This is a genomic window from Neobacillus phoenicis, from assembly GCF_047302305.1.
Taxonomy (GTDB): Bacteria; Bacillota; Bacilli; order Bacillales; family Cytobacillaceae; genus Neobacillus.
Genome location: NZ_CP154847.1, coordinates 2,007,157 through 2,033,767, shown reverse-complemented (window position 1 = coordinate 2,033,767; position 26,611 = coordinate 2,007,157). Strand labels below are relative to the sequence as shown.

Genomic DNA, 26,611 nt, shown 5'->3' with positions numbered 1-26,611 from the left:
GTGTCCCACCTCCCCGAACATTTATAGTTTCAGTCATTTAGCATAAAATCATAAGGTGTAACGTTTTCCATTCCAACCATTGGATTAACTTGCATTAATTCTTCCTCATAGGATAAGCCTTTGACTGGTTCTGTATCATTTTGAAGAGTCTGAAGCTGTCCTAAAATGGTTTCTTTAAGTTTTTGACGAAGAGTGGTCTGTCTTGAAAGTTCGTCTGCTCTTTCTACTCCCATCCTTAATGCATCTTCTTCACCACATAGAATCAACGATTGTTTACTTCTTGTGATAGCGGTATAAATTAAATTTCGTCGCAACATCCGGTAATAACTTCTCGTTACCGGAAGAATAACAATAGGAAATTCACTGCCCTGGGATTTATGGACAGAACAACAATAGGCATGGGTGATTTGATTCAAATCTTGCCTTGTATATTCCACTTCATTCCCTTCAAAGGAAATATAAATCATATCTTGTTTTTCCGTATTTTCTTTGGCATAGATAATCGAAATAATTTCGCCAATATCACCGTTGAACACATTATTCTCGGGTTGATTTACAAGTTGAAGCACCTTATCTCCAATTCGGTACTTTACTTCTCCAAAGGTAATTTCTTTTCGTTTACCATCAGGGTTTGGATTAAAAATCTCCTGAAGCAGCACATTTAACCGATCAATCCCTGCAGGGCCTCTATACATAGGCGCCAGCACCTGGATATCCTTTGCAGAATAACCTTTGTTTTTGGCGTTTTGCGCTACTTTTTCCACGACTTGAGCCACCTGCGCTGTAGAACATCTGATAAACGAACGGTCAGGCTTCTTTTGTGTTACATCCGGGGGAAGATAGCCTTTTTTTATATCATGTGCCAGTTCGATGATTGATGACCCTTCGGCCTGACGGTAAATATCAGTTAATCGAACCGTCGGAATTCGTTCAGAATCTAACAAGTCCTTTAAAACCTGACCAGGACCAACCGATGGCAGCTGATCTTCGTCCCCAACAAGTATAACTTGGATATTGTCAGGCAGAGCCTTAAACAACTGATTAGCAAGCCAGATATCAAGCATAGAAGTTTCATCAACGATTAATATTTTTCCTTCAAGCGTATTTGAATCCTCATGGTCGATGCCTTCCATCCCATTTAGCCCAAGTAATCGATGAATAGTTACCGCAGGAAGGCCGGTGGATTCACTCATTCTTTTAGCTGCTCTACCTGTAGGTGCCGCAAGCAAAAACGGAAACGGCTCACCTTTTTTGTGATAATCCTTCGGCTCCAACGAACAGCCATGGAGTTCAGCATAGAGCTCAACAATCCCTTTTATAACCGTTGTCTTACCTGTTCCAGGTCCACCTGTTAAAATAAGCATAGGTGACATTAATGCCGTTTGAATGGCCTCTCTTTGGGTTGGTGCATATTGTACCCCAAGGCGTTCTTCCAAGCCTCCCAAAGCAAGCAGGAATTCAGATTCAGGAAATTGATCCTTATATTCAGTTTGCTGCAAGATGCGGTGTATGTTAGTCACTAAACCTTTTTCTGCAAAATATAGGGATGGCAGGTAAATTCTTTTTTCTTCACCAATTAATTTCCCCTCTTCCTCCAGCTTAATGACTTCATTTGAAATATCCAAAAACTCAATTTGGTCTCGCTTATTTTCTTCCAACAGATTTTTTACTTGTTCGAGTAATTGCTCAGCATGTATGTATACATGACCGGTCTGCATGCTTTCATTTTCTAGCGTATACAGACAGGCTGCTTTGATGCGATCAGGATGGCTACCTGATATCCCAAGCTGATAGCCAAGCTCATCTGCACGACCGAAACCAACTCCCTCAATATCCTCAACTAATTGGTAAGGATTCTTTTGAATAATACCAAGGGTCTCCTCTTTATATGCCTGATATATTCGCATGGAGATCTGCGGTCCGAATCCATATTGATTTAAAGCTACCATGACCTGCTCGAGTCCTTGGTGCTCCATAAGTGTGTCATACAGTAATTTTGCCTTATCGGGAGGTAGCTTAGGAATGGAATCTAACAGTGACGGCTTGTTAAGTATTTTTGAAATGGCGTTTTCCCCCAGCGTTTCCACGATATTTTCCGCTGTCTTCTTACCAATTCCTTTGAACAGTTCACCTGACAAATAAGCAATAACCCCTTGTTTTGTCTGCGGCATATCTTTTCTGTAATGATTTGTATGAAATTGCAGACCAAACTTAGGATGATCTTTAAAATCTCCGTAAAAGATATAGGTTTCCTGCTCATGTACCTTCGGAAAGTAGCCGGTTACTACTGCTTCTTTGTCATCATAAGAATGATTTGTTTCATCCACTCGTATCCGTAAAACCGTATAAAGATTCTGTTCATTATGAAAAATGGTAACGATGGGTCTTCCCTTTACAAATTTTCCTTGCTCGGCAAATAAATCCAGCGCGTCCTGTTTCTCCACTCGTGTCTCCCTCCTTTCAAAAAGATCGGCATCAACCTATTGCATATTTTCAATTAGTTTTTTTGCATGTCCAGCAAGTAAATGATCTGGCTGATTTTCCAGGGCTTTATCAAACATTTCAATTGCTTTAGTAGCATTTTCTTTAAAAGCATAAGAAACCCCTAAATTATAATAAGCATCCGAGTGTCCTGGATCGAGTTCAATACACTTTTCAAATTGAACCATAGATTCATCAATGAATTCTAGTTGTGCTAGACATAGACCATATTGAAACCTTGCTTCCGCATCTTCTTCATTCAGTTCTACACTTCTCTGCAGGTAGGGAAGAGCGAAGCGGCTCTTGTCTAATTGTACAAGCGTTAATCCTAACATAAAGTAATTATCAGCAGACTCCAGCCCCTTTTTCATGGCTGTTTCAAACATGTTTTTCGCCTCGTCAAACTGATCATGGGTGAACATTATGTTACCGATACTATAGTAAGCTGCTGCCGCGTTTTCATCTATTTCAAGTGCCTTTTGATAAAATTTAATGGCTTTTTCATCATCGCCCACAGCTGAAAGAACATTGCCGAAATTTATATAAGCTACTGGGTCTTTGGGATTTTCTTCTATCGCTGCATGAAAAGCTTTAGCTGCTTCCTCGTAGTTGCCTTCCTGCATGTATTGTACACCTAATTGGTTTTTATCCATTTTTTCAGCTCCAATCCTAAGGGAAAGTATATCATATTTCGTAAAAAAAATAGGCTGTTTACGTAAACATTGTTGTTATGGAAGATAAGCGGAGGTTTATTCATTTAGAATCAAAGCTACACTGCGAAAAAGCTTGCTAATTGGATTGCCAGCCAGCCTTAGAAGAGTAACCAATAAGCGGAGTTTTTCCGTTTATTTTCAAAATCGAGCTCATTTCGGAGTAAATAAGCGGAGTTTTTCCGCTTATTCAAAGAAAAGTGCCCCATTTTTGCGTTTTAAAATCAAATAAGCGGAATATCTCCGTCTATTTGAGCCAATTTACAACCAGTTTCCCAAATAAGCGGAATTCCTCCGTCTATTTATTAGAATGACCATTAAAAAAAGGTAGATAAAAGCAACAATGTCTTAGAAAAGAGCCAAAAACATTAAATAACCCTGACTCCTTTAGGAATCAGGGTTTGGACGGATTATCCTACATAAGTTAAACGTTCACCATTTTTGTACACTTCATCAATGGTACCGCCGCCAAGACATTCATCGCCATTGTAGAAAACAACCGCCTGTCCTGGGGTAACCGCACGAATAGGCTCCTTGAAAATGACTTCTGCTCGATTGTCATCTAACAAACGTACTATCACGCTATTATCTTCTTGGCGATAGCGGAACTTGGCCGTACATTCAAATTCATCCTGTTTATCTTTGTTCGATACCCAGCTAACGTTAGTTGCAATAATCGAGTTGGAATAAAGTTTTTCATTGTGGAAACCTTGTCCAACATAAAGGACATTTCTTTTTAAGTCCTTTCCAATGGCAAACCAAGGTTCACCTGATCCGCCAATACCTAAACCATGACGCTGGCCAATTGTATGATACATAAGGCCTTCATGTTTCCCTTTAATCTCACCTTCAAATGTCTCCATATTACCTGGTTGAGCAGGTAGATATTGACCTAGGAAGTCCTTAAAATTCCGCTCACCGATAAAGCAAATACCCGTACTGTCCTTTTTGGTGGCCGTAGCAAGTTCTGCTTCCTTCGCAATTTCCCTTACTCTAGATTTCTCTAAGTTTCCAATTGGGAACATGACTTTACTCAGTTGTTCCTGTGTCAATTGATTTAAGAAATACGTTTGGTCCTTATTTTCATCAAGACCACGGAGCATTTTATATTCGCCATCGCGGAATTCAACTCTTGCATAATGACCCGTTGCTAAGTAATCAGCGCCTAATTTAAGTGCATGCTCGAGGAATGCCTTAAATTTAATTTCCTTATTACACATCACATCTGGGTTTGGTGTTCTACCAGCCTTATACTCTTCAAGGAAATAGGAAAATACCTTATCCCAATATTGTTTTTCAAAATTGACAGCATAATAAGGAATGCCAATTTGATTGCATACTCGAATGACATCCTCGTAGTCTTCAGTGGCTGTACACACACCATTTTCGTCTGTGTCATCCCAATTCTTCATAAAAATTCCTATTACGTCATAGCCTTGCTGCTTTAATAGGAGTGCAGCTACAGAGGAGTCTACACCACCGGACATTCCAACTACAACACGGATATCCTTTGGATCTTTTTTCTCCATTTCTCTTTCACCTCTCTTTTAACCGTACTAGATGTTACATTTATTTTTTCAGACGCATAACAACCTTTGCCGTCTCTTCAGCAGCTTTCACGACGTCCTCTGTCGTATTGTTCAAGCCAAAACTAAAACGGATCGAATTGATCAAGCGCTCTGATTGTTTACCAAACATGGCAACCAGGACATGAGAAGGTTCTATGGAACCAGCCGTACATGCTGATCCGCTCGAAACAGCAATGCCTGCCAAATCGAGATTGACTAGCATCGCCTCCACACTCGTTCCCGGAAAGCTTAAGTTTAATACATGTGGCAGTGAATTTTCAAGCAATCCGTTCACGTGAAATTCGATATCTAATTCACGCAATTTTTCTAACATTACTTCTTTAAAATCTATATACTTTTCTCTATTAGACATTCTTTCATCATTTGCTATTAGAACGGCTTCATGAAAACCAACAATAGAAGCAACATTTTCCGTGCCAGCTCGTCTCTTTCTTTCTTGGTCCCCGCCAAATGAGCGAGGAGAAAGCTTCACATTTGAACGCGCAAAAAGAAAACCTGTTCCTTTTGGACCATTGATTTTATGAGCAGAAACAGATAATAAATCAATATGGCTTTCGTTTACATCAATTTTTTCTATTCCATAGGCTTGTACCGCATCGGTATGAAAGATCGCTTGGTGATCTTTTAGTAAGTGGCCGATTTCTGTAATTGGCTGAATCGTGCCAACTTCATTGTTACCGTACATGATGGATACTAAGATCGTGTCCTCTCTTAATGCTTCTTGGAACTCAGAGATGGAGATCATCCCTGTTTCATCCACAGGTAAATAGGTAACCTCATAGCCCATCTTCTCTAACTTTTTACAGGCATGTAAGACAGCATGATGTTCCACCGTAGTAGTAATAATGTGCTTGCCTTTATTCTGATAACTTTCGGCCACACCAAACAACGCCATGTTATCGGCTTCCGTACCACCGCTTGTAAAAATAATCTCATTTTCCTTTGCACCAATGCTGCGCGCAAGCCCAGCCCTTGCTCTATCAATTTGATGACGGGCTTCCCTTCCGAATGAATGAATACTTGAAGGGTTCCCAAAAATCATATTCATAGCTTCGACCATTTTACCAATCACTTTTGGATGCATGGGTGTGGTTGCTGCGTGGTCGAGATAAATTCGTTCCATCCTTACACCTTCAATCAAAATAATTCTATGTTAATACTCTTTACCTTATATATAAAACATATAACCTTCTGTATCATTATCTTCGCTGTGATTTGCCAAATCTTCTAATGTAGTATTGTCTAATACGCCTTTAATGGCATCTCTAATTCTAATCCATAGCTCTCTCTTTGCCGGCTCTTCATCTTCAATTCCTTCAACAGGCGTAATCGGCCCCTCAAGAACACGTATTACATCTCCCGCAGTAATTTTAGATGGAACATTTGTAAGAATATAACCACCATATGCTCCTCTAATACTCTTAACTAAACCAGCATTACGTAACGGAGCAATCAATTGCTCTAAATAATGCTCTGATAAATCATTTGCTTGAGCGATGGCTTTTAATGACGTCGGCCCTTCACCATATTTTTTAGCAAGCTCAATCATAATCGTAAGACCATATCTTCCCTTTGTAGAAATCTTCACTACTAAGCACCTCTATTCAAAATCTATATATATTAAATACGTAATTCCTCAGTAAATTGATAGGCATTAGAAATTATAACACATTCTCCTTTAATATGCTTTTTTCCCAAGAAAGTGGTATCGTATAAGAAAAGCGCAAGCGCCTTGGTCAGCCCCGACAGGCAAATGTTCTTCGGCAAGAAAAGTCCGCCTTTTGACTTTTATTGCCAAAGGTTATTTGACCCGAGGGGCTAGGCGCTGGAGCTGGACAGTTCTCGAAGTCGAATTCTACTGTTCTTATCGTAAATAAAAGCACGAATAAATTGAAATACCTTTTGGAGAGATGATTATGCAGCAAAAGCCTTTGGCCTTTCGGATGAGGCCAAGAACGATCGACGAAGTCGTAGGCCAGCAGCATTTGGTTGGTGATGGAAAAATAATTGCTAGAATGGTGAAAGCAAAACAGCTTACATCCATGATTTTATATGGACCACCTGGAATTGGCAAAACATCGATTGCAAGTGCCATTGCTGGAAGTACCAAATATGCCTTTCGAACCTTAAATGCAGTAACAAATAATAAAAAAGATATGGAAATTGTTGCTGCTGAGGCAAAAATGTCAGGAAAAGTGATTCTTCTTCTTGATGAAGTCCATCGATTGGACAAAGGAAAACAAGATTTTTTGCTTCCCTATTTAGAAAATGGAATGATCACGCTAATCGGCGCAACAACAAGTAACCCCTACCATGCGATTAATCCTGCGATTCGGAGTCGTTGTCAAATTTTTGAACTTAAACCACTGACACCTGATGAGGTGAAGCAGGCATTGCTCCGTGCAATTGAAGACGACGATCGTGGACTGGGCAAATTAAATGTGAATATGACTGACGAAGCCTTAGAACATTTCGCCAATGCCTCGAACGGAGATGTAAGAAGCTCCTTAAACGCCCTCGAATTAGCCGTTCTATCTACTGACGAAGATGAAAATGGCTTTATTACAATTGATGTAGAAACGGCCGAGGAATGTCTACAGAAGAAAAGCATAGCTGCGGATAAAGACGGGGACGGTCACTATGATGTCTTATCGGCCTTTCAAAAGTCCATCCGTGGCAGTGACGCCAATGCTGCCCTGCACTATCTTGGCAGACTAATTGAAGCAGGTGACCTTGTCAGTATCAGCCGCAGATTAATCGTTATTGCTTATGAGGATATTGGGCTCGCCAATCCACAAGCAGGACCACGGACGTTGGCAGCGATTGAAACAGCTGAACGACTAGGCTTTCCTGAGGCAAGAATCCCGCTTGCCAATGCCGTAATTGAACTATGCTTATCACCTAAATCGAACTCTGCTATTTTAGCTATCGATACCGCTCTTGAAGATATCCGAAAAGGGATTGTTGGTGAAATTCCTGATCATTTAAAAGATGCCCATTATAAGGGGGCAAAAGAGCTTGGCAGAGGAATCGAATATTTATATCCACACAACTATGAAAATGGCTGGGTTCCGCAACAATACTTGCCGAACCGCATAAAAAACAAACAATACTACCAGCCGAAGAAAACCGGCAAATTCGAACAGGCACTTGCGGTAGTCTATGAAAAACTATTACGAAAAAGCTAAAAAAGGTGTCAGGCACCATTGTTAATCGTGCCTGACACCTTTTTCTACATTATAAGATTGTTTAAATTTCGACTTCGAGAATTGTCTAGCTCCAGCGCCTAGCCCCTCGGGTCAAATAACCTTCGGCAATAAAAGTCAAAAGGCGGACTTTTCTTGCCGAAGAACATTTGCCTGTCGGGGCTGACCAAGGCGCTTCCGCTTTTCTTATGCTGCAACATCTCGTTTTTTGAAGACAAAAAAGGCGAGAAATTGGAAAAGGGCAAAGTAAATCAGGAGCATGAGTATAGAAAATGACATTGTCATCCCTTCTACCATCGGCGTTCCTTCTACATATTGCATGAGATCAGTATTCGCAAACAGTATGTATTTTGCCCACGTAAATTTCATGGATAACAGGACGGTAAGCTGCGCACCTGTAAATAATAAAAATAGTGATAGCCCGATGGCCAAAGAGCTATTGCGGAAAACAGATGAAATCATAAATGCCATGGTAACGAGCATAATCGTATCAATGGAACTTAAACCATAATAGATTAATAAATGAACAACGATATTTTGCTCAGTTACATGACCATTACTATAATTTAAATAGGGAACTGCTTTATCTGGCATGTCGAACAAAATGGCACCGAGTACAGTTGAGAAAACAAAGAGAATGCCCAACATAAATAGAGCATACAGCAATACCGTCAAATATTTAGATAATAAAATTTTCGTTCGGTTAATGGGCCGGATTAATAATAGCTTTATGGTTCCCCAATTAAACTCGCTGGCCACGATCCCAGCCGCTACAATAATAATGAATAACCCAGCCAGGACGATCAACTGTGAGGAATCTTTGACGAATGACCAAACAGAGTATTTTTCTTTTGTTGAAAGATGGTGCTTAATCCGATAATCATTAATAGCTATTTCTTTTTTAAAAAATTGTTTTTCTATCTTGCTCTGGCTTTGTTCCATCTGCTGCTTTAGAGCATTGTTTTCTTCTTGTAATACTTGTTCCCAGTTTTTATCTTCCGTTAAATCCATGCCATTTTGTTGATACTTAGTTACCATCCCAACCACTGCTATGGATATAACCAGGATAGCAATCATCACATAGGTTCCAGGTCGCCTAAAAATTTTCATCCATTCATTCTTGATTAAATTACCCACGAGTTACCGCCTCCTTTTCAGCCGTTACTTCTAGGAAGCGATCTTCTAATGTTTTCGCTACTTCTTTGATTCCGTAAACAAGAACATTATTCTTAACCAGTACTTTTACTAGATTTGGAATGTCATCCTTTGCAAGTTCTACCGAAAGGCCATTTCTTGAACGAGTGACACGTATATTCGGGAAATTAGTCTCGATTAATGACAGAGCTATGTCAGAAGGAACTACTTCCAGCTCATATGTGGTTTCCGTTCCATGGACAAATTCTTGTACAAGTTGAACATCGATCAACTGCCCGTTTTGTATAATCCCAATCCTGTCGCACATCATTTCCATTTCAGATAGCAAGTGGCTTGAAACGATGACTGCCATACTTTTTTCACGTGCAAGCAGACGAATATAGTCACGGATTTCTCGTATTCCAGCAGGATCTAAACCATTGGTAGGCTCATCTAGTATTAACACCTCTGGATCATGTAACAGACATTGAGCTAACCCCAATCTTTGTCTCATACCAAGCGAATAGGTTTTGACCTTATCATGAATGCGTTCCGTTAACCCAACCAGTTCCACTGTTTCAGTGATTTTTTCTTTTGTAATCCCTTTTGCCATCCGCGAATAATGGACGAGGTTTTGGTAACCTGTTAAAAACTTATACATTTCCGGATTTTCGACGATAGCCCCTACATGTCCCACAGCATTTTCAAAATCAGTTTTGATGCTCGACCCTCCGATAAGGATATCTCCTGAGGTAATCCCCATTAAACCGACAATCATTCGAATAGTTGTCGTTTTCCCTGCACCATTCGGCCCAAGGAAGCCGAAAACTTCGCCTTTATTCACTTTAAAACTAATATTATCGATTATAGTTCTTCCTTTAATCACTTTAGTTACGTCTTTTAACTCAATAATCGTTTCCAATCTCCCTCTCCTCTCGTATGTCGTCCACTCTAGTGTACATTATCTTAGAAGAATTTTCCTGTTTTTCAGGGCATGGTTTCGTAAATTGTTAACAAAACATTCACACAATTAAGTGGGTTTTTAGTAATTTTTTTATAAAATAGGGTTGTACGTGTTAAAAAAAAAAGGATGTGTGTCATGCTCTTAAAACCGCGGTATAAGTCGAATGAACTCATCATTATGAAATCACTATACATGAGAACTAATTTGTCACCAAAGGATCAAAAATACTATTTAAAACGCGAAAAAGGATACCAAGGCGAGGTGATGTTTGACCAATATACTAGTAAATTACAAAATGATTTGTATTTTATAAACGATTTATGCATTGATTTTAACAATGCCAATTTTCAAATTGATACCTTAACCATTTCTCAAAATACCATTTTTCCTTTTGAAGTAAAAAATTTTGAGGGGAACTATTTCTATGAAAAAGATAGTTTTTTTACTTTATCCAGGGACGAAGTACAGAATCCATTAGATCAATTAAAGCGAAGTTCAACTCTTTTACGCCAGCTAATCAAAAATATTGGTTTTCATTTACCGATAGAAGGAAATGTGACCTTCATTAACCCCGAGTTCACCTTATATCAGGCCCCTCTGAACAAACCAATTATTTATTCAACTCAACTGAATTCCTATATGAAAAAATTAAACCAGCTTCCTTCAAAATTATCTTCCAAACACAGGGAACTTGCAGAAACCTTAATCACGATGCATCAAAATAAATCCCCCTATTCCCGTTTTCCACCATATAGATATGACCAAATGCAAAAAGGAATTATTTGTCCTGAATCTAATTCCTTTTTAATTTGTAAAGATGATAAGAAACTGGTGTGTGTAGATTGTGGATATGAGGAAGAACTTGAAACAGGTATTTTAAGGAGTGTAGAGGAGCTGAGACTTCTTTTTCCTGAATTAAAGATTACAACTACTATAATCCATGAGTGGTGTCATGTGATTCATTCTAAAAAGTTATTAAGACGTATACTAATGGAGAATTTAATGGCAAATGGGTATGGCCGGTGGGTATTTTTTGAGTAGTTTTTGATTGTTTTCTGGGGTAAAAAACTATTTTAATTTTCTACACTTCTATTGATTATGGCTTTGGGCTTTCTATGTTACCCTATCATTCTGTTTTTCATGGTTTTGGGCACATAGGACCTTCTTAAGTTACCCATTCCTTCTATTTTTCATGGGTTCGGACACGTAGAGCCTTCCTACGTTACCCAACTCCTCTTTTCATATTGGATTCGGGCACGTAGAGCCTTCCTACCTTACCCATTTCTTCTTTTCTTCATGGACTCGGGCACGTAGAGTCTTCCTACGTTACCCATTCCTTCTTTTCTTCATGGAGTCGGGCACGTAGAACCTTTCTACGTTACCCAACTCCTCTTTTCATACTGGGTTCGGGCACGTAGAACCTTTATACGTTTCCCAATCCTTTTTTTCTTCATGGAGTCGGGCACGTAGAGCCTTCCTCGTTACCCATTCCTTCTTTTCTTCATGGGTTCGGACACGTAGACGCTTATACGTTTCCGTAACCACAACACATTCATGCACTCAACCCAACACAAAAGGCCCTAACCAAAGATCATGATTAGGGCCAACATATATCATTTATTTTTCATCAGATACACGTGTAATTTTAATATCTTTTAACAACTCACGAACAACGTAGCTCGCCATGATCAGACCTGCTGCTGATGGGACGAAAGCATTCGATGCAGGCGGCATTTTCGCCTTACGTATTGGCGCATTTTCTTTTCCCACAACTTTTACAACATCTTCACGAACAACAATTGGGCTTTCATCTGAAAATACAACTGGAATCCCTTTGTGAATACGTTCCTTACGAAGCTTCGTACGAATTACCTTTGCAATTGGATCCGTATGCGTTTTAGAAATATCCGCAATTTGGAACCGCGTTGGGTCCATCTTATTGGCAGCACCCATACTTGAGATGATCGGAATATTTCGCTTTAAACATTCCTTCATTAAATGAATCTTATACATAATCGTATCGGAAGCATCTACAACAAAATCCAAATTGTAGCCAAAAATCTCTTCATACGTTTCCTCTGTGTAGAACATCTTAAGGGCAATGACTTCACAGTCTGGATTAATATCTTTAATCCGTTCCTGCATAATCTCTACTTTTGGTCTACCTACAGTTGAAAGCAGGGCAATTAGCTGGCGGTTAACGTTCGTAATATCCACATCGTCCTTATCAATTAAGACTAAACGGCCAACGCCAGAACGGGCAAGAGCTTCAGCAGCAAACGAACCGACACCCCCGATTCCCAAAACAGCAACCGTACTATTTTTCATGATATCGAGGCCTTCTTTACCAATGGCAAGCTCATTACGAGAAAATTGATGCAGCATGATGTTCCTCCAAAATAATTTTCATTTTTATCTTTTATTATCTTTTACCCTAAAAAATATAACATACAATCATATAAAAACAAGTATTTAGATAGGAATTATAAAGATATTAGGCATAAGAAAACCTCCATGGCATTTTGCTGGAGGTTGTTGTTAAAAAATAAATAGAAGAGTCCCAATGATGCCGTCGCTTATGTCCTTCGTTTTGAAACCCGCACTCAGCAGGTGGGTGTCCTGTTCCCGGTATTGTAAGTCCCCAAACCCGTCAAAGGGTGAGGCATTTACGCAATCAGAAAAACTCCGGATTCCCGAATAAATAATGTTCGGTCAAAACTTCAGGTAACACAACGTACATTTCAGGACTCTTCTCGATTGACTTAATCATAACACATTTAGAAGTTTGCTTCAAGGAATCATGAAAGCGAATTCCTGCTATTTATTAACATTTAATGACAAATTTAGTTCCTTTAATTGTGCATCTGAAACCTCACCTGGTGCATTTGTTAACAAGCAACTTGCACTAGCAGTCTTTGGAAAGGCAATAGTATCACGTAAATTCGAGCTACCAGCAAGAAGCATTACTAAACGGTCAAGACCTAATGCAATACCACCATGTGGAGGTGTACCGTATTCAAATGCATTCAATAGGAAACCGAATTGTTCCTTTGCTTCTTCAGGAGTAAATCCAAGGATGCTGAACATCTTCTCTTGAATATCACGTTCAAAAATTCTCAGTGAACCGCCTCCAAGCTCGTATCCATTTAACACAAGGTCATATGCTTGCGCACGTACTTTTCCAGGGTCAGAGTCTAACAATTCAAGGTCTTCCCTAAATGGCATTGTAAATGGATGGTGGGCAGCATAATAACGGCCTTCTTCTTCATCGTACTCTAACAATGGCCAGTCTGTGATCCATAAGAAATTGAACACACTTTGATCAATTAGATTTAACTCTTTTCCAAGTTTCAAGCGAAGCGCCCCTAAAGAATCAGCAACTACACTTTTTTTATCAGCAACAAACAAGAGTAAATCACCTTCAGATGCTTCAAGACTTGCTGTTAGTGCTTGAACGTCTTCCTCAGAGAAGAATTTCGCAATCGGACCTTTTAGTCCTTCAGCATCCACTTTTAGCCAAGCCAAGCCTTTTGCACCATATACAGCTACGAACTCAGTTAAGGCATCAATGTCTTTACGTGAATATTTTTCTGCCGCACCTTTAACATTAATTGCTTTTACTTGTCCGCCATTGGCAACAGCTGCAGCAAATACTTTAAAGCCGGAATCCTTCACGATCTCAGAAAGGTCAACAAGTTCCAGCCCAAAGCGTGTATCTGGCTTATCGGAACCGTAACGACTCATCGCTTCATCATAAGTCATACGTGGAAAGGCTGTTGGAATGTCTAAGCCTTTTACTTCTTTCATAAGCTTCGACATCATTGTTTCCATCATTTCCATGATATCCTCTTGGCCTAGGAAGCTTGTTTCAATATCAATTTGAGTAAATTCAGGTTGACGGTCTGCACGTAAATCTTCATCACGGAAACAACGGGCAATTTGATAATAACGCTCCACTCCACCCACCATCAGCAATTGTTTAAAAAGCTGTGGTGATTGTGGCAGTGCATAGAATTCACCAGGGTGAACACGGCTTGGTACTAAATAGTCACGTGCTCCTTCAGGAGTACTTTTGGTTAAGATTGGTGTTTCAATATCTAAGAATCCTTCAGAGTCTAAGAAATCTCTAATTTGTTTTGTTACCTGATGACGCATTTTTAAGGTTTCAAAAATAACCGGTCTACGGAAATCTAAGTAACGGTATTTTAAACGGACATCCTCAGATGCATCTGTTTTATCAGAAATCATAAATGGAGGTGTCTTTGCCTCATTGATAATCGTTACTTTTTCAGCCTGTACTTCAATTTTACCTGTTTTTAGGTTCTCATTAATTGTTCCTGCTTCACGGCTGACAACTGTTCCAACAATATCGAGAACATATTCATTACGAATCTTTTCAGCTGTTTGTAGTGCATCGGATGATAAATCCGGGTTAAACACAACCTGAACAATCCCAGAGCGGTCTCGAAGATCGATAAAGATTAAGCCACCTAGGTCACGTCTTTTTTGAACCCATCCTTTTAATGTTACCTTTTCTCCAACAGCTGTTTCTGGAACGTCACCACAAAAATACGATCTGCCATACATTGAAAATATCCCCCTTTAAGCTTGCAATTCTTTAAATTGTGTAATGAAAGAATGTAAGTCTAATTCTACCTGTTCACCTGTAGCCATGTTTTTCACATTGATTTTATTATTTTTTAATTCCTCATCTCCGAGAATAGCAACAAACTTTGCTTGAAGACGGTCAGCCGACTTAAATTGCGCTTTGATTTTGCGGTCTAGATAGTCTCTCTCTGCCGAAAAACCAGCCATTCGAAGCTGCTGTAGAAGTCCTACTGTGTAATCCTTTGCTTCGTCACCTAATGCAGCTAGATAACAATCGATTCCTTGATTCACTTCTAGTTCAATTCCTTCAGCCTGAAGGGCAGCGATAAACCGCTCAATACTTAAGGCAAATCCAATTCCTGGCGTTTCAGGACCCCCGATTTGTTCAGCGAGTCCATTGTAGCGTCCGCCCCCGCATAAGGTAGTAATGGCTCCAAATCCCTCGGCATTGCTCATAATTTCAAAAGCCGTGTGATTATAATAATCCAGCCCCCTAACTAGATTGGCATCGACTTCAAATGGAATATCGAGTTGTGTTAGGTATTGTTGTAATTTTTCAAAATAAGACTTTGAATAATCATTGAGATATTCCAAGATGGAAGGTGCCGTTTTCATTAATTCGTGGTCACGGTCCTGTTTACAATCCAGGATTCTTAATGGATTTTTCTCAAGACGATTTTGACAGTCGTGGCAAAATTCACCGATTCTTGGTTTAAAGTGGTTTACTAACGCTTCACGATGGGCAGTTCGGCTCTCCTTGTCACCAAGGCTGTTAATGATCAATTTCAGCTGTTTTAGGCCCATTTCTTTATACAAGTTCATCGCTAAGGAAATGACTTCTGCATCAATGGCAGGATCGTTACTTCCTAACGCTTCCACCCCAAATTGGACAAACTGACGGAAACGACCAGCCTGCGGGCGTTCATAGCGGAACATTGGCCCCATATAATAAAGCTTTACGGGCTGATTCGCGTAACCAAACATCTTCTTCTCAACAAAGGACCGAACCACTGCCGCAGTTCCTTCTGGTCTTAGTGTGATACTGCGTTTTCCACGATCTTCAAATGTATACATTTCTTTTTGAACGATATCCGTACTATCCCCCACACCTCTTGAAAAAAGATCGGTATGTTCAAAGATCGGAGTACGAATCTCTTGATATTGATATTTTTCACAAAGCTCTCTTGCCTTCTCTTCAATTAGCTGCCACTTCTCTACTTCACCAGGCAAAATATCCTGGGTTCCTCTAGGGATGCTTATAGACATAGTGGATTACCTCCTCTTCACATTTCACATGTATGTAATTTTTTTCCTCTTAACAAAACAAAAAAACTCTCGTCCCTTGTATACAAAATATACAAGGGACGAGAGTTTGTATCCCGCGGTGCCACCCTAGTTGAAGTGCAAAGAATCCTATTCCATGCCCTTCCTCTTTTACAGTTAACGCCTGTAACGTTCATCTCCTACTAGAAGTACTTTTTTCAGAGAGAAGCCTACGGAGTGTTCATTCATTAAGGCTCATGTAGAAATGCTTTCAGCCTAAGGCATTTCCTCTCTTTTCATGGGTATTCTTAATTACTATGCTCCATCATTGGTTATACCATGTATGTGTTTTATATTTATATAATAATACGGAGCATTGATAGTAATGTCAAGAGAGTTTTAGGATCTCTCTAAATGTTTCTTTAACTTTCTGACATCTCCGATCGTTAATCCAAATTCTGATGCAAGCTCAAACGAAGTGGCGTGCTGTTCTTTTTGGATAAAATCATGAAAATCAACCCCGAAAATCCTGCCCTCCATGGATTGGATGTTCATTCCTTTTTCACTTGATCTCATATTCTTGTCCCCCCTGCCTATTCTTCAATATTCCTATTATCTCCACTATTAATGAAAAACTTGCATCGATGAAAGCAAATTCACACATTTACTGGTCAATTTTAGTAAATAAGGAATGATTTTCAGTTCTACTTACGATAAAATATAATTTGACACTAGAAAAGGAGGGTGTGGATGGTTAAGAAGTTTAGTTTCCTGCTATTATCTATCATTCTTATTTTCGGAGCCTTCCTGCCACAAGGAAAAAGTATTGCTGCAACCGGAACGGTAACCGTTTCATCTGATTCGGTGAATGTTCGAGGCGGCCCTGGATTAAGCTATCCTCTTGTAAAGGTTGCCAAGAGAGGCGAGAAATTTTCAATTGTAAAAGAAAAAGGCGATTGGATTGAAATTGAGTTGTCTTTTGGTCATACTGGCTGGGTCGTTAATTGGCTGGTTACAAAGGAAAACTTGCAAAACCCATCCAGTGCGATTAGATCCAGTGGTTCAAAAGGAACGATTGCAAAGGCTAACACCGATCAGTTAAGAATCCGTTCAGGTCCTGGGACAAGCTTCCGTATTGTCGGTTTCTTAAATAGAGGGCAAGAAGTGAGCGTACTGGACCAAAATGAAAACTGGTACAAAGTTTCCTCCACATTTGGTGAAGGTTGGGTTACAAGGGATTTTTTAATCTTGAAAAACGAACCTGTGAATCAACCTAAAGCTACCAATAAACAAACCAGTTCCGGCATAGTAAATGCAGACACCCTTAATATCCGAAAAGAACCGTCTGCAAGTGGAACTGTTATTGGAAAGCTAACGAAAGGAACTAATGTATCCATCTATTCTAAAGAAAAGAATTGGCTTGAAATTGGATTTGCCAATTTAAAAGGCTGGGTAAGTGCAGAATTTGTTGATACTGATGCAAAAGCAGGTAAGGATACAGCTAAGAATGAACCAATCGGCATGAATGGTACAGTCACTGCCAACAGTTTAAGTGTCCGCTCAGGATCATCCTTAAATGCAGTCATTATTGGAACTGTTACAGGGGGACAAAGCTTTCCGATCCTAGAAGAGAATAACAATTGGGCAAAAATAGAATTTAAATCCGGTAAATTCGGATGGGTTGCGGGATGGTACCTTGAGAAATCTAAAACGGTCACCCAAACTGGACAAGCGGTCAAGGATCGTAACGTTACCATCTTACATAATGGAACAAATATCCGAGCATCAGCAAATGTACAATCCGATGTAATCGAACTGGCAAATGAAGGTAGTTCCTATCCTGTTCTAAACGTTGTGAATGATTGGTATGAAATTAAATTGAAGAATGGTAAAAAAGGATTTATTGCAGGTTGGATTGTTTCCATCAACAATTCCAAAACACAGATTGAGAAATCGGGTGGAGAAGGGTATTTAAAAAATAAAACAATTGTTTTAGACCCTGGACATGGCGGCGGTGATAACGGCACTACAGGAGCAAGCGGCACTCTAGAGAAGGAACTGACACTTCGGACTGCTCGATTGTTGTATGATAAATTAAGAGCTGCAGGCGCACATGTCTATTTAACCAGGAATAGTGATTCCTTTATTCCTCTTCCCTCTCGTGTAAGTGCGGCCCAATCCTACAATGCCGATGCTTTTATCAGCCTGCATTACGACAGTAATTTAGATCGAAGTGTTCGTGGAATGACTGGCTATTATTATCATAACTATCAAAAATCACTTGCTGACACTCTTTATTCGTCCACAGTTGCACAAACAAAACTAAAGGATCGTGGAGTACGATTTGGTGATTTCCATGTTGTTCGTGAGAATAAACAAAAAGCTGTGTTAATGGAGTTGGGATATTTAAGTAATCCTGAGGAAGAAATGACTGTAAAATCAGGTGTATTCCAAGAAAATGCAGCATCGGGTTTATTTAATGGCCTGGCTAGATTTTTCAAAGAAAATTAGAAAAAGCTTGGCACAGAATTTGTGCCAAGCTTTTCTTATGCTTTACTTTCAACAATCAATGTTACCGGACCATCATTTATTAATTCTACATCCATCATGGCCCCAAATACACCTGTTTCTACTTGGATACCCTTTTCACGGAGCATGCTGTTAAATGATTCGTAAAGCTCAACTGCCTGTTCTGGTTTTGCAGCATCCATAAAGTTAGGTCTTCTGCCCTTTCGGCAATCTCCATATAAGGTAAATTGCGAAACAGAAAGAATCTCTCCCCCAACATCTAATAAAGAATAATTCATCTTTTCATCTGCATCTTCAAATATTCTAAGGTTTGCAATTTTGTCAGCTAAGTAGGCAGCATCCTCAGGCTTGTCGTCATGTGTAAAACCTACTAGCAGAACCAGCCCTTTTGTGATTTGTCCCGTCACTTTTCCTTCAACGGTGACCTTAGCCGCTTTGCTCCGTTGAACAACTACTCTCATGATCTACTCCTTAATTCATAATTCGGCGAACCGAATAAATATCTGGGATTTGCTTGATTCGGTCAACTACTTTTTGCAGGTGGCTGACATTGTGAATCGCAATAGACATAATAATGGTAGCCATTTTATTGCGGTCTGATTTCCCTGTTACTGCTGAGATATTTGTTTTTGTCTCATTAACAGCTTGTAGGACTTCATTCAGTAGACCTCTACGATCATATCCACTAATTTCAATGTCTACATTATATTCCTTCCGGTCATTCAAGGATGATTCCCACTCTACCGGAATTAATCTAGACTGGGCATCATTGGAATCTATGTTCGTACAATCTGAGCGGTGGACTGAAACACCACGCCCTTTTGTAATAAAGCCAACAATTTCATCGCCAGGTACTGGATTACAGCATCTGGACAAACGGATTAATAAATTGTCAATTCCTTGGACTCGAACGCCTGATTCACGTTTTTTTGTTGAAGGAAAAGCTTTTAAATCCGTAATCGCATTGGCAATGCTTGCCGACTGTTCCTTGTCACGCTTTTTACGCCATTTCTCAGTTAAACGGTTTGCCACTTGTAAAGCAGTGACACCGTTATAACCCACAGCAGCATACATATCCTCTTCATTGGAAAAATTAAATTTCTCTGCGACCTTTTTCAGGTTATCCGGAGTTAAGATTTCTTTAATATCAAACTCCATGTTACGGATTTCCTTTTCGACGAGCTCTTTACCTTTGTCAACATTTTCATCGCGGCGCTGTTTCTTAAAGAAAGCACGAATCTTATTTTTTGCTTGAGAGGTTTGCGCAAGCTTCAACCAATCCTGACTTGGCCCATAAGAATGTTTGGAGGTAAGAATTTCAATGATATCACCTGTTTTTAGACGGTAATCCAAGGTGACCATCTTACCGTTTACTTTTGCCCCAATCGTTTTATTCCCAATTTCAGAATGTATCCGATAGGCAAAATCAATCGGAACAGAGCCTGAAGGCAATTCAATGACATCCCCTTTTGGCGTAAACACAAAAACCATATCTGAGAATAGGTCAATCTTTAATGATTCCATAAACTCTTCAGCATTTGCCGTATCGTTCTGGAATTCAAGAATCTCCCTAAACCATGTTAACTTTTGCTCAAAAGTGGAGCTATCACTAATCGCTTTTCCTTCTTTATAAGCCCAGTGGGCCGCAACCCCGAACTCGGCAATACGGTGCATCTCATACGTTCTGATTTGGACTTCAAGCGGATCACCCTTTGGACCAATGACCGTTGTATGCAGTGATTGATACATATTTGGCTTTGGCATCGCAATATAGTCTTTAAAGCGACCTGGCATAGGTTTCCAGCACGTGTGAATAATCCCTAGGACCGCGTAACAATCCTTAATGCTATTGACTACGATTCGAACGGCAAGTAAATCATAGATCTCGCTGAATTGCTTATTTTGCAAAGCCATCTTACGATATATGCTGTAAATATGCTTCGGCCTGCCTGACAACTCTGCTTTAATCGAAACTTCACCCATTCGACTCTTTACTTCATCAATAACATCCTCTAAATATTGCTCCCGTTCCGCACGTTTCTTTTTCATCAAGTTAACAATCCGATAATATTGCTGCGGATTTAAATATCTTAATGCGGTATCCTCCAACTCCCACTTAATCTTAGAAATACCAAGACGATGTGCTAAAGGTGCAAAAATTTCAAGTGTTTCATTTGAAATCCGACGTTGTTTTTCCAGAGGAAGATGCTTTAGAGTCCGCATATTATGCAAACGGTCAGCCAGCTTAATTAGAATGACACGGATGTCTTGAGCCATAGCTACAAACATTTTCCGGTGGTTTTCGGCCTGCTGTTCCTCGTGCGATTTATATTTAATTTTCCCTAATTTTGTTACACCGTCGACAAGCATCGCCACTTCGCCGTTGAAAGCTGCTTCTATATCCTTTAAAGAAACATTTGTATCTTCAACAACGTCATGAAGAAAACCCGCTGCTACCGTTGCAGGATCCATCTCCAGGTCAGCTAATATTCCGGCTACTTGGATCGGATGAATAATGTACGGTTCCCCTGATTTTCTATATTGTTCACGGTGAGCATGTTTGGCGAATTCATACGCCTTCCTAACTAACGCAACATGCTCCTCATTTAAATAGTTGCGGGTCTTGTCGATGACTTGGTCGGCTGTTAACACTTGATCATTCGCCATGAAATCACCTTTATTTTCATCTCATTTTATTTATTCAATGTTATTCGTATAAAATTGTTACTAAATTAGAATGATTGTTTCTATTATCAGAAAAAATCACGAAGATGTAAAGAGATTGAAAGCTTTTTTCCAAAATTTAAAGAAATATGTCGAAAAAATCGATGCGAAAGCTCCGAAATTATATAAAGAGAGCACTCGTTTTCGGAGTGCCCTCTAGCATGTTTAATAGTGCATTAGTGTTAATATATCATAACCGTCGAGTTTTTTACGCCCATCTAAGTAACTTAACTCAACTAAGAAAGCGATACCAGCAACAACGCCTCCAAGCTGTTCCACTAATTGAATGGTAGCTTCAATCGTGCCGCCAGTTGCTAGTAAATCATCTGTGATTAATACGCGCTGACCAGGTTTAATAGCGTCTTGATGGATCGTTAAAACATCTTTACCATATTCAAGGCCATAGCTTACTTTTATTGTTTCCCTAGGTAATTTACCCTCTTTACGAACAGGAGCAAAGCCCACACCAAGTGAATAAGCCACAGGACAACCGATAATGAATCCACGGGCTTCAGGTCCTACAATCAGGTCGATTTGTCTTTCTTTTGCATATTCAACGATTTTGTCTGTTGCATATCTATATGCATCACCATTATTCATTAAAGGAGTGATATCCTTAAATTTAATTCCCGGCTTAGGCCAATCAGGCACAATTGTAATAAATTCCTTTAAATCCATTCTTTAATTGCCTCCTCAGTCTCAACTGACTCATGAATCATTTGATCGAACCAGTTTTTTAATTCCTTGAAGGATGAAAACAATAAATCCTTTTCAAGAGCGTACTGTTTCTGTTTGATTTGATAAGTTCTTGAGTCAGTTAATTCACGCTTCTGCGCTTGATTATTCAAAGTGATAAATCCATTGTTTATTGTAACAAAATCCAGTTCAGAAAACACCTTTGACATAAAGATAATTGTTTCCTGCGACCAACCGCGGTGCTTTGCAATGACATCGCCGTGACGATTAAGGTCTAATGGCCCTTTTTTTAACAAGTATGCATAAAACCATTTAAAATGCTCACGAGTCGGTACAGTACTGAAAAAATCACTGGATTCTTTATAAAAATATGCATAAATCCTTGCCGGCTGTTTCCCTTTGAACAAATCAGATAGAATTTCCTTTGATGGTGGGAAGTCCACCAGGACGATATTTGCATGATGTCCGTCAAAGGCTTCCGCCTCTTCTTTTGTTTGAATGATGGTGATGTCCGGCTGGAAGCTTGCATTTATTTTATCAAGATGCTCCTTATTGAACACAATAAGCTTTCTGTTTTCGGTAGGTACCGATTGGGCGATATGGTTGATTCGCTTTTGCCCGCGATAGTCAAATAACTGCCACGATTCAACAGCGAGATCGTGGATAAAGATTTGTGGTTTACGTATATTGTTCCATTCATTAACAGATAATTCTCCAATTAATGAAATTTTTGAGGCAGGAGAGATTTGATCTACTAAAGCTCCTAAACCAAAGCCAATCCCATCTAGATTGGAACCATCCTCATTTACCAAAACCTTGAGATGATTTTGTTCACTGCCAATTTTTCTCATACTGGCAATATCAACATTATTTATTAAAACTTTTGGTTTGGGGTTGTCCATACCAAAAGGAGAAAGCAAGTTCATTTCATCTAATGAAGATAGATGAACATCTTCAAGACGAACCTCTTCGTCTAAATAGGTTACCGGGATAAGCTGCTCATCTGTTAGCTGGTCTTCTGCAAGGCTATTAAGCCGCCCTCGAAGGTCAGCCACATTTTCAAGTTCCAAAGTCATTCCAGCAGCCATGGGATGTCCACCGAAATGAGGCAGAATATCTCTACATGTCGATAAATTTTTAAATAGGTCAAAGCCTTCTATACTACGGGCTGAACCTTTAGCAATGCCCTTTTCTGAGTCAAAGCTTAAAATGATGGTTGGACGATAATACTTATCAACCAGTCTGGATGCAACTATTCCTACTACGCCTGCATTCCAGCCTTCCTTCCCAATGACAAGAACCTTATTGGTGTCAATTGGGTAGTTGTTTTCAACGATTTCAATCGCTTCAGCAGTAATTTCATTTACTATGGATTGCCTTGTCTTATTCAAGACATCCATTTCTTCCGCTAGCTGTTGCGCTTCTTCTGGATCATCTGTCAGAATCAGTTGAACCGCCATATCGGCATCTTCTAATCGCCCAACCGCATTAATCCTTGGGGCAAGTGTAAAACCTATGGTTTCCTCATTAATAGCTGAAGGGTCTACTCCAGCTAATTTAAAAATAGCTTTAAGTCCAACATTTTTTGTTACTTTCAGCTTTTCTAAGCCCTTTTTAGCAATGAGGCGGTTTTCATCTGTTAAGGATACTAAGTCGGCAATTGTACCGATGACGGCAATTTCAAGTAAATGCTCTGGCACTTCACCATACAATGCATGGGCAAGTTTAAATGCAACCCCCACACCGGCCAGTTCCCGGAAAGGATAGATGCTACCAGGCAACTTTGGATGAATGATTGCGAGGGCTTCTGGTAGAACAGGCCCCGGCTCATGGTGATCCGTAATAATTAGGTCCATACCAAGCTCTTTTGCTATCGATGCTTCATGTACAGCTGATATTCCTGTATCCACAGTTATAATTAAGTTTATTCCAGATTCCGCAGCATGACGGAATGCACGTTCATTCGGTCCATATCCCTCTGTAAAACGATTCGGGATATAAAACTGCACATTTGCACCAAGGTCACGCAGTGTCAACATTAACACCGATGTGCTGCTAACACCATCCGCGTCATAGTCGCCGAAAATGAGAATAGGCTCTTGTTTTTCAATCGCATCACGAATTCTATTAACCGCGATATCCATTCCTTTTAAGAGAAAAGGATCATGAAATTCTTCCTTACCAAATAAAAAATACCGTGCTGAATCTACGGTATCTAAACCACGATTGACAAGAAGTGACGCAACTAGAGGTGTTATCTTCAATTCATTTTCCAGTTGTTTAACTAGATGGTTATCAGATTTGCGAACAATCCATCTTGTTTTCGACTTTAACATACGTGTGTTCACCCCTCAGACTTTACTATTATACAGGAGGAACAACACTCTTTCAATCAAAAGAAAAAACCGCAGATGGTCTGCGGTTTTTAAATGATTAAACCTGTGGTTGATCAGAGTATTTTCTCTTTTCTTTTACGGTTTTAATGACGCCTTTTTTATTCAATTCTCTTGCTTTAAACACAACCCATAGTGAGGCTGCTACAAAGATAGATGAATATACACCTACAATTAACCCTACAAACAAGGCAATATTGAAGTTACGAATGGATTCTCCTCCAAAAATCATCATGGCAACAACTGTGATTAAAACAGTCATTACTGTATTTACAGAACGGGTTAACGTTTGACGGATACTTAAATTGACTACGTCAGCAATATCTTCAAATGTTTTAAGACGCTTTTTCTTACGCATATTTTCACGCATCCGGTCAAAGGTAACGATGGTATCATTGATCGAGTAACCCACTATCGTTAGAACAGCGGCGATAAACGTTAAATCCACTTCAAGTCTCGTAATACTGAAGAATGCAACCATAAAGAACGCATCATGCAGTAACGATGCAATCGCAGCAATAGCCATCGCAAGTTCAAAACGAATACTTACATAAATGATAATCCCTATTGATGCTATTAGCAGGGCAATAAGTGCATTTTTAGCCAATTCCTTACCGACTGTAGGAGAAACTGTACTAACATTCGGCTCGGAACCAAATTCCTTTTTAAAATCTGTTTTTAACTTGGCAATTTCATCTTTGGATAAGACACCAATCATTCTAGCCGCACCAATTTCCTTATTGTCGCCAGAAATGACGATATCATCTGGTTTCATGTCATGTTTTTCAAAAGCACTTTCTACTTTTTCTATAGTTAAAGGTTTGTCTGAAAGAACCTCCACGCGTGTCCCACTTGAAAAGTCAATGGACAGATTCAAACGGAAGATTAATAGTACGATTATACCTGCCGTAATAAGAACGCCTGATAAAACGAAAAACTTCTTACGGTTTTTTACAAAATCGATTTTATCAAATCGAGTAGGAAGGTCTAACGTATCATAGTTTTCAGCGATGTTTTTAATTTCAGACTGTTTTACACCAAACCAGCTAGCCTTCTTTTTGAATATTCCACTGTGAACCCATAGACCTAGGAATAACCGTGAACCATAAACGGCCGTTAAGAAGCTCATTAAGATACTGACAATTAACATCGTCGCAAAGCCTTTTACTGAGCTTGTCCCATAGAAGAAAAGCACTCCGGCTGTAAGAATGGTAGTCAGGTTTGAGTCAAGAATGGATGTAAATGCATTTTTTTCACCAGCTTGGAAAGCAGATTTAATGGACTTACCAACCTTAATCTCTTCCTTGATTCGCTCATAGGTAATGATATTGGCATCGACGGCCATACCCACCCCGAGAATAATCGCGGCAATCCCCGGCAGGGTTAGCACACCATTCATCCAATCAAAAATTAATAAAACTAAATAAATATAAATGGATAATGTAACAGTAGCGATGAAACCTGGGAAACGATAGTAGAAAATCATGAATAGGTAAATAATTGCAATACCAATGATTCCTGCTAAAATCGTATCATTTAACGCCTGTTCACCAAACTTTGCTCCTACAGAAGTGGAATACACTTCCTTAAGCTTTACCGGTAATGAACCTGCATTTAATAGTGAGGCTAATGTTTTAGCTTCATCAGCGGTGAAGCTGCCGACAATGGAAACTGAATCTTGGTTAAATATTTGTTTTACTGTTGGAGCTGACAAATATGTTGGATTTGGTTTTGTTACTTCATTTTTAAAGGAATCTTTTCCTTCTTGAAAATCCAGCCAAATAACTAGGACGTTATTTGGAGCCATATTCATAATTTCTTCCGATACTTTTCGGAACTTGTCTGCGCTCTTTAATGATAGTGAAACACTTGGTGCTCCGTTTTCGTCAAATGTCTGCTTAGCTCCACCTTGCTTTAAGTCTGAACCGTCCATCATTAGACGATCATTGGCATCACGGAAGGTTAGATTCGCTTGTGTTGACAGGATTTCACGTGCCTTGTTTTGATCCTTAACGCCCGCAAGCTGAACACGAATCCGGTTATTTCCTTCAATTTGAATGCTTGGTTCACTTACACCCAGAACATTAATACGCTTGTCCAGCGCTTCAGCGGTACTAGCCAATACTTCCTTGTCAATCTTTTGACCTTTTTTCGCTGGCTTAACCTCGTACAATACCTCAAATCCACCTTGAAGGTCCAGTCCAAGCTTAATATTGTTTAAAATGTTCTTTGCTGTTACTCCCATTGTGCTTCCTATAATAAGGACCACAAGAAAGAAAGCAATAATTCTACTACGTTTTACCATTATGTATTG

19 protein-coding genes, 1 other RNA gene and 1 other annotated feature are annotated in these 26,611 nt (G+C 39.5%); of the genes, 3 read left to right on the top strand and 17 right to left on the bottom strand.

The genetic code is table 11. The features are described from left to right. Positions 1–29 precede the first annotated feature (29 nt). From AA0X95_RS10370 to cymR, 5 genes are all read right to left on the bottom strand, one after another. Positions 30–2,444 (bottom strand): ATP-dependent RecD-like DNA helicase, encoded by a 2,415-nt coding sequence (locus AA0X95_RS10370; RefSeq protein ID WP_413308574.1) that lies wholly within the window; start codon positions 2,442–2,444, stop codon positions 30–32. Positions 2,445–2,480: 36 nt separating this feature from the next. After that, positions 2,481–3,134, bottom strand: a complete 654-nt coding sequence (locus AA0X95_RS10365; protein WP_413308572.1) for a tetratricopeptide repeat protein — start codon at positions 3,132–3,134, stop codon at positions 2,481–2,483. Positions 3,135–3,601: 467 nt separating this feature from the next. Beyond that, positions 3,602–4,720 (bottom strand): tRNA 2-thiouridine(34) synthase MnmA, encoded by a 1,119-nt coding sequence (gene mnmA, locus AA0X95_RS10360; RefSeq protein WP_413308570.1) that lies wholly within the window; start codon positions 4,718–4,720, stop codon positions 3,602–3,604. Between the two features lie 40 nt (positions 4,721–4,760). Continuing rightward, positions 4,761–5,903, bottom strand: a complete 1,143-nt coding sequence (locus AA0X95_RS10355; protein ID WP_413308568.1) for a cysteine desulfurase family protein — start codon at positions 5,901–5,903, stop codon at positions 4,761–4,763. Positions 5,904–5,948: 45 nt separating this feature from the next. Continuing rightward, positions 5,949–6,368 (bottom strand): cysteine metabolism transcriptional regulator CymR, encoded by a 420-nt coding sequence (cymR, locus tag AA0X95_RS10350; RefSeq protein ID WP_413308566.1) that lies wholly within the window; start codon positions 6,366–6,368, stop codon positions 5,949–5,951. A 328-nt stretch (positions 6,369–6,696) separates the two neighbouring features. Between cymR and AA0X95_RS10345 the strand changes: the two genes are divergently transcribed. After that, entirely contained in the window at positions 6,697–7,968 is a 1,272-nt protein-coding gene (locus tag AA0X95_RS10345) for a replication-associated recombination protein A (protein ID WP_413308564.1), read from the top strand. 204 nt (positions 7,969–8,172) lie between these two features. Here the strand turns inward: AA0X95_RS10345 and AA0X95_RS10340 are convergent, their stop codons facing one another. Both AA0X95_RS10340 and AA0X95_RS10335 read right to left on the bottom strand, forming a co-directional pair. Beyond that, positions 8,173–9,123, bottom strand: a complete 951-nt coding sequence (locus tag AA0X95_RS10340; protein WP_413308562.1) for an ABC transporter permease — start codon at positions 9,121–9,123, stop codon at positions 8,173–8,175. Further along, a complete protein-coding gene (locus AA0X95_RS10335; RefSeq protein ID WP_413308560.1) occupies positions 9,116–10,042 on the bottom strand; it encodes an ABC transporter ATP-binding protein in 927 nt (308 codons plus the stop codon). Before AA0X95_RS10335 ends, AA0X95_RS10340 begins: the two co-directional genes overlap by 8 nt. A 177-nt stretch (positions 10,043–10,219) precedes the next feature. Here AA0X95_RS10335 and AA0X95_RS10330 point away from each other — a divergent pair, with 177 nt between their 5' ends. Further along, the gene (locus tag AA0X95_RS10330; protein ID WP_413308558.1) at positions 10,220–11,125 is read left to right on the top strand and encodes an NERD domain-containing protein; all 906 of its coding nucleotides are present in this window, start codon (positions 10,220–10,222) and stop codon (positions 11,123–11,125) included. A gap of 576 nt (positions 11,126–11,701) precedes the next feature. Here the strand turns inward: AA0X95_RS10330 and AA0X95_RS10325 are convergent. From AA0X95_RS10325 to AA0X95_RS10305, 5 genes are all read right to left on the bottom strand, one after another. Further along, positions 11,702–12,469 carry a ThiF family adenylyltransferase gene (locus tag AA0X95_RS10325; RefSeq protein ID WP_413308556.1) on the bottom strand — a complete coding sequence of 256 codons (768 nt, stop codon included), beginning with the start codon at positions 12,467–12,469 and terminating at the stop codon, positions 11,702–11,704. A 168-nt stretch (positions 12,470–12,637) separates the two neighbouring features. Continuing rightward, positions 12,638–12,835, bottom strand: a non-coding RNA gene (gene ssrS / locus AA0X95_RS10320) — 6S RNA. 66 nt (positions 12,836–12,901) lie between these two features. After that, entirely contained in the window at positions 12,902–14,671 is a 1,770-nt protein-coding gene (aspS, locus tag AA0X95_RS10315) for an aspartate--tRNA ligase (RefSeq protein WP_413308554.1), read from the bottom strand. 15 nt (positions 14,672–14,686) lie between these two features. Further along, on the bottom strand, positions 14,687–15,958 hold the full coding sequence (gene hisS, locus AA0X95_RS10310) for a histidine--tRNA ligase (RefSeq protein ID WP_413308552.1): 1,272 nt from the start codon (positions 15,956–15,958) through the stop codon (positions 14,687–14,689). A 91-nt stretch (positions 15,959–16,049) separates the two neighbouring features. After that, positions 16,050–16,293: a binding site (T-box leader), on the bottom strand. Positions 16,294–16,354: 61 nt separating this feature from the next. Then, positions 16,355–16,531, bottom strand: a complete 177-nt coding sequence (locus AA0X95_RS10305; RefSeq protein WP_309860420.1) for a hypothetical protein — start codon at positions 16,529–16,531, stop codon at positions 16,355–16,357. A gap of 174 nt (positions 16,532–16,705) precedes the next feature. Here AA0X95_RS10305 and AA0X95_RS10300 point away from each other — a divergent pair, with 174 nt between their 5' ends. After that, positions 16,706–18,466: an SH3 domain-containing protein gene (locus AA0X95_RS10300; RefSeq protein ID WP_413308550.1), complete on the top strand. Its 1,761-nt coding sequence runs from the start codon at positions 16,706–16,708 to the stop codon at positions 18,464–18,466. A gap of 35 nt (positions 18,467–18,501) precedes the next feature. Here AA0X95_RS10300 and dtd read toward each other — a convergent pair whose 3' ends face one another. The 5 genes from dtd to secDF all read right to left on the bottom strand — a co-directional run bounded on the left by dtd (position 18,502) and on the right by secDF (position 26,602). After that, positions 18,502–18,945 (bottom strand): D-aminoacyl-tRNA deacylase, encoded by a 444-nt coding sequence (gene dtd, locus AA0X95_RS10295; protein WP_413308548.1) that lies wholly within the window; start codon positions 18,943–18,945, stop codon positions 18,502–18,504. Between the two features lie 10 nt (positions 18,946–18,955). Next, positions 18,956–21,151, bottom strand: a complete 2,196-nt coding sequence (locus AA0X95_RS10290) for a RelA/SpoT family protein (protein WP_413308547.1) — start codon at positions 21,149–21,151, stop codon at positions 18,956–18,958. Positions 21,152–21,373: 222 nt separating this feature from the next. Next, positions 21,374–21,886, bottom strand: a complete 513-nt coding sequence (locus tag AA0X95_RS10285; RefSeq protein ID WP_413308546.1) for an adenine phosphoribosyltransferase — start codon at positions 21,884–21,886, stop codon at positions 21,374–21,376. Continuing rightward, positions 21,877–24,240: a single-stranded-DNA-specific exonuclease RecJ gene (gene recJ / locus AA0X95_RS10280; protein WP_413308545.1), complete on the bottom strand. Its 2,364-nt coding sequence runs from the start codon at positions 24,238–24,240 to the stop codon at positions 21,877–21,879. Before recJ ends, AA0X95_RS10285 begins: the two co-directional genes overlap by 10 nt. A gap of 97 nt (positions 24,241–24,337) precedes the next feature. After that, positions 24,338–26,602, bottom strand: coding sequence for a protein translocase subunit SecDF (gene secDF / locus AA0X95_RS10275; RefSeq protein WP_413308543.1), 2,265 nt, complete (start codon positions 26,600–26,602; stop codon positions 24,338–24,340). Between the last annotated feature and the right edge of the window lie 9 nt (positions 26,603–26,611).

Excerpts from the sequence above, each read along its gene's own strand:
- AA0X95_RS10365 (WP_413308572.1), bottom strand. The coding sequence starts at position 3,134 with ATGGATAAAAACCAATTAGGTGTACAATACATGCAGGAAGGCAACTAC.
- mnmA (WP_413308570.1), bottom strand. The coding sequence starts at position 4,720 with ATGGAGAAAAAAGATCCAAAGGATATCCGTGTTGTAGTTGGAATGTCC.
- AA0X95_RS10355 (WP_413308568.1), bottom strand. The coding sequence starts at position 5,903 with ATGGAACGAATTTATCTCGACCACGCAGCAACCACACCCATGCATCCA.
- AA0X95_RS10345 (WP_413308564.1), top strand. The coding sequence starts at position 6,697 with ATGCAGCAAAAGCCTTTGGCCTTTCGGATGAGGCCAAGAACGATCGAC.
- AA0X95_RS10330 (WP_413308558.1), top strand. The coding sequence starts at position 10,220 with ATGCTCTTAAAACCGCGGTATAAGTCGAATGAACTCATCATTATGAAA.
- AA0X95_RS10325 (WP_413308556.1), bottom strand. The coding sequence starts at position 12,469 with ATGCTGCATCAATTTTCTCGTAATGAGCTTGCCATTGGTAAAGAAGGC.
- aspS (WP_413308554.1), bottom strand. The coding sequence starts at position 14,671 with ATGTATGGCAGATCGTATTTTTGTGGTGACGTTCCAGAAACAGCTGTT.
- hisS (WP_413308552.1), bottom strand. The coding sequence starts at position 15,958 with ATGTCTATAAGCATCCCTAGAGGAACCCAGGATATTTTGCCTGGTGAA.
- AA0X95_RS10305 (WP_309860420.1), bottom strand. The coding sequence starts at position 16,531 with ATGAGATCAAGTGAAAAAGGAATGAACATCCAATCCATGGAGGGCAGG.
- AA0X95_RS10300 (WP_413308550.1), top strand. The coding sequence starts at position 16,706 with ATGGTTAAGAAGTTTAGTTTCCTGCTATTATCTATCATTCTTATTTTC.
- dtd (WP_413308548.1), bottom strand. The coding sequence starts at position 18,945 with ATGAGAGTAGTTGTTCAACGGAGCAAAGCGGCTAAGGTCACCGTTGAA.
- AA0X95_RS10290 (WP_413308547.1), bottom strand. The coding sequence starts at position 21,151 with ATGGCGAATGATCAAGTGTTAACAGCCGACCAAGTCATCGACAAGACC.
- AA0X95_RS10285 (WP_413308546.1), bottom strand. The coding sequence starts at position 21,886 with ATGGATTTAAAGGAATTTATTACAATTGTGCCTGATTGGCCTAAGCCG.
- recJ (WP_413308545.1), bottom strand. The coding sequence starts at position 24,240 with ATGTTAAAGTCGAAAACAAGATGGATTGTTCGCAAATCTGATAACCAT.
- secDF (WP_413308543.1), bottom strand. The coding sequence starts at position 26,602 with ATGGTAAAACGTAGTAGAATTATTGCTTTCTTTCTTGTGGTCCTTATT.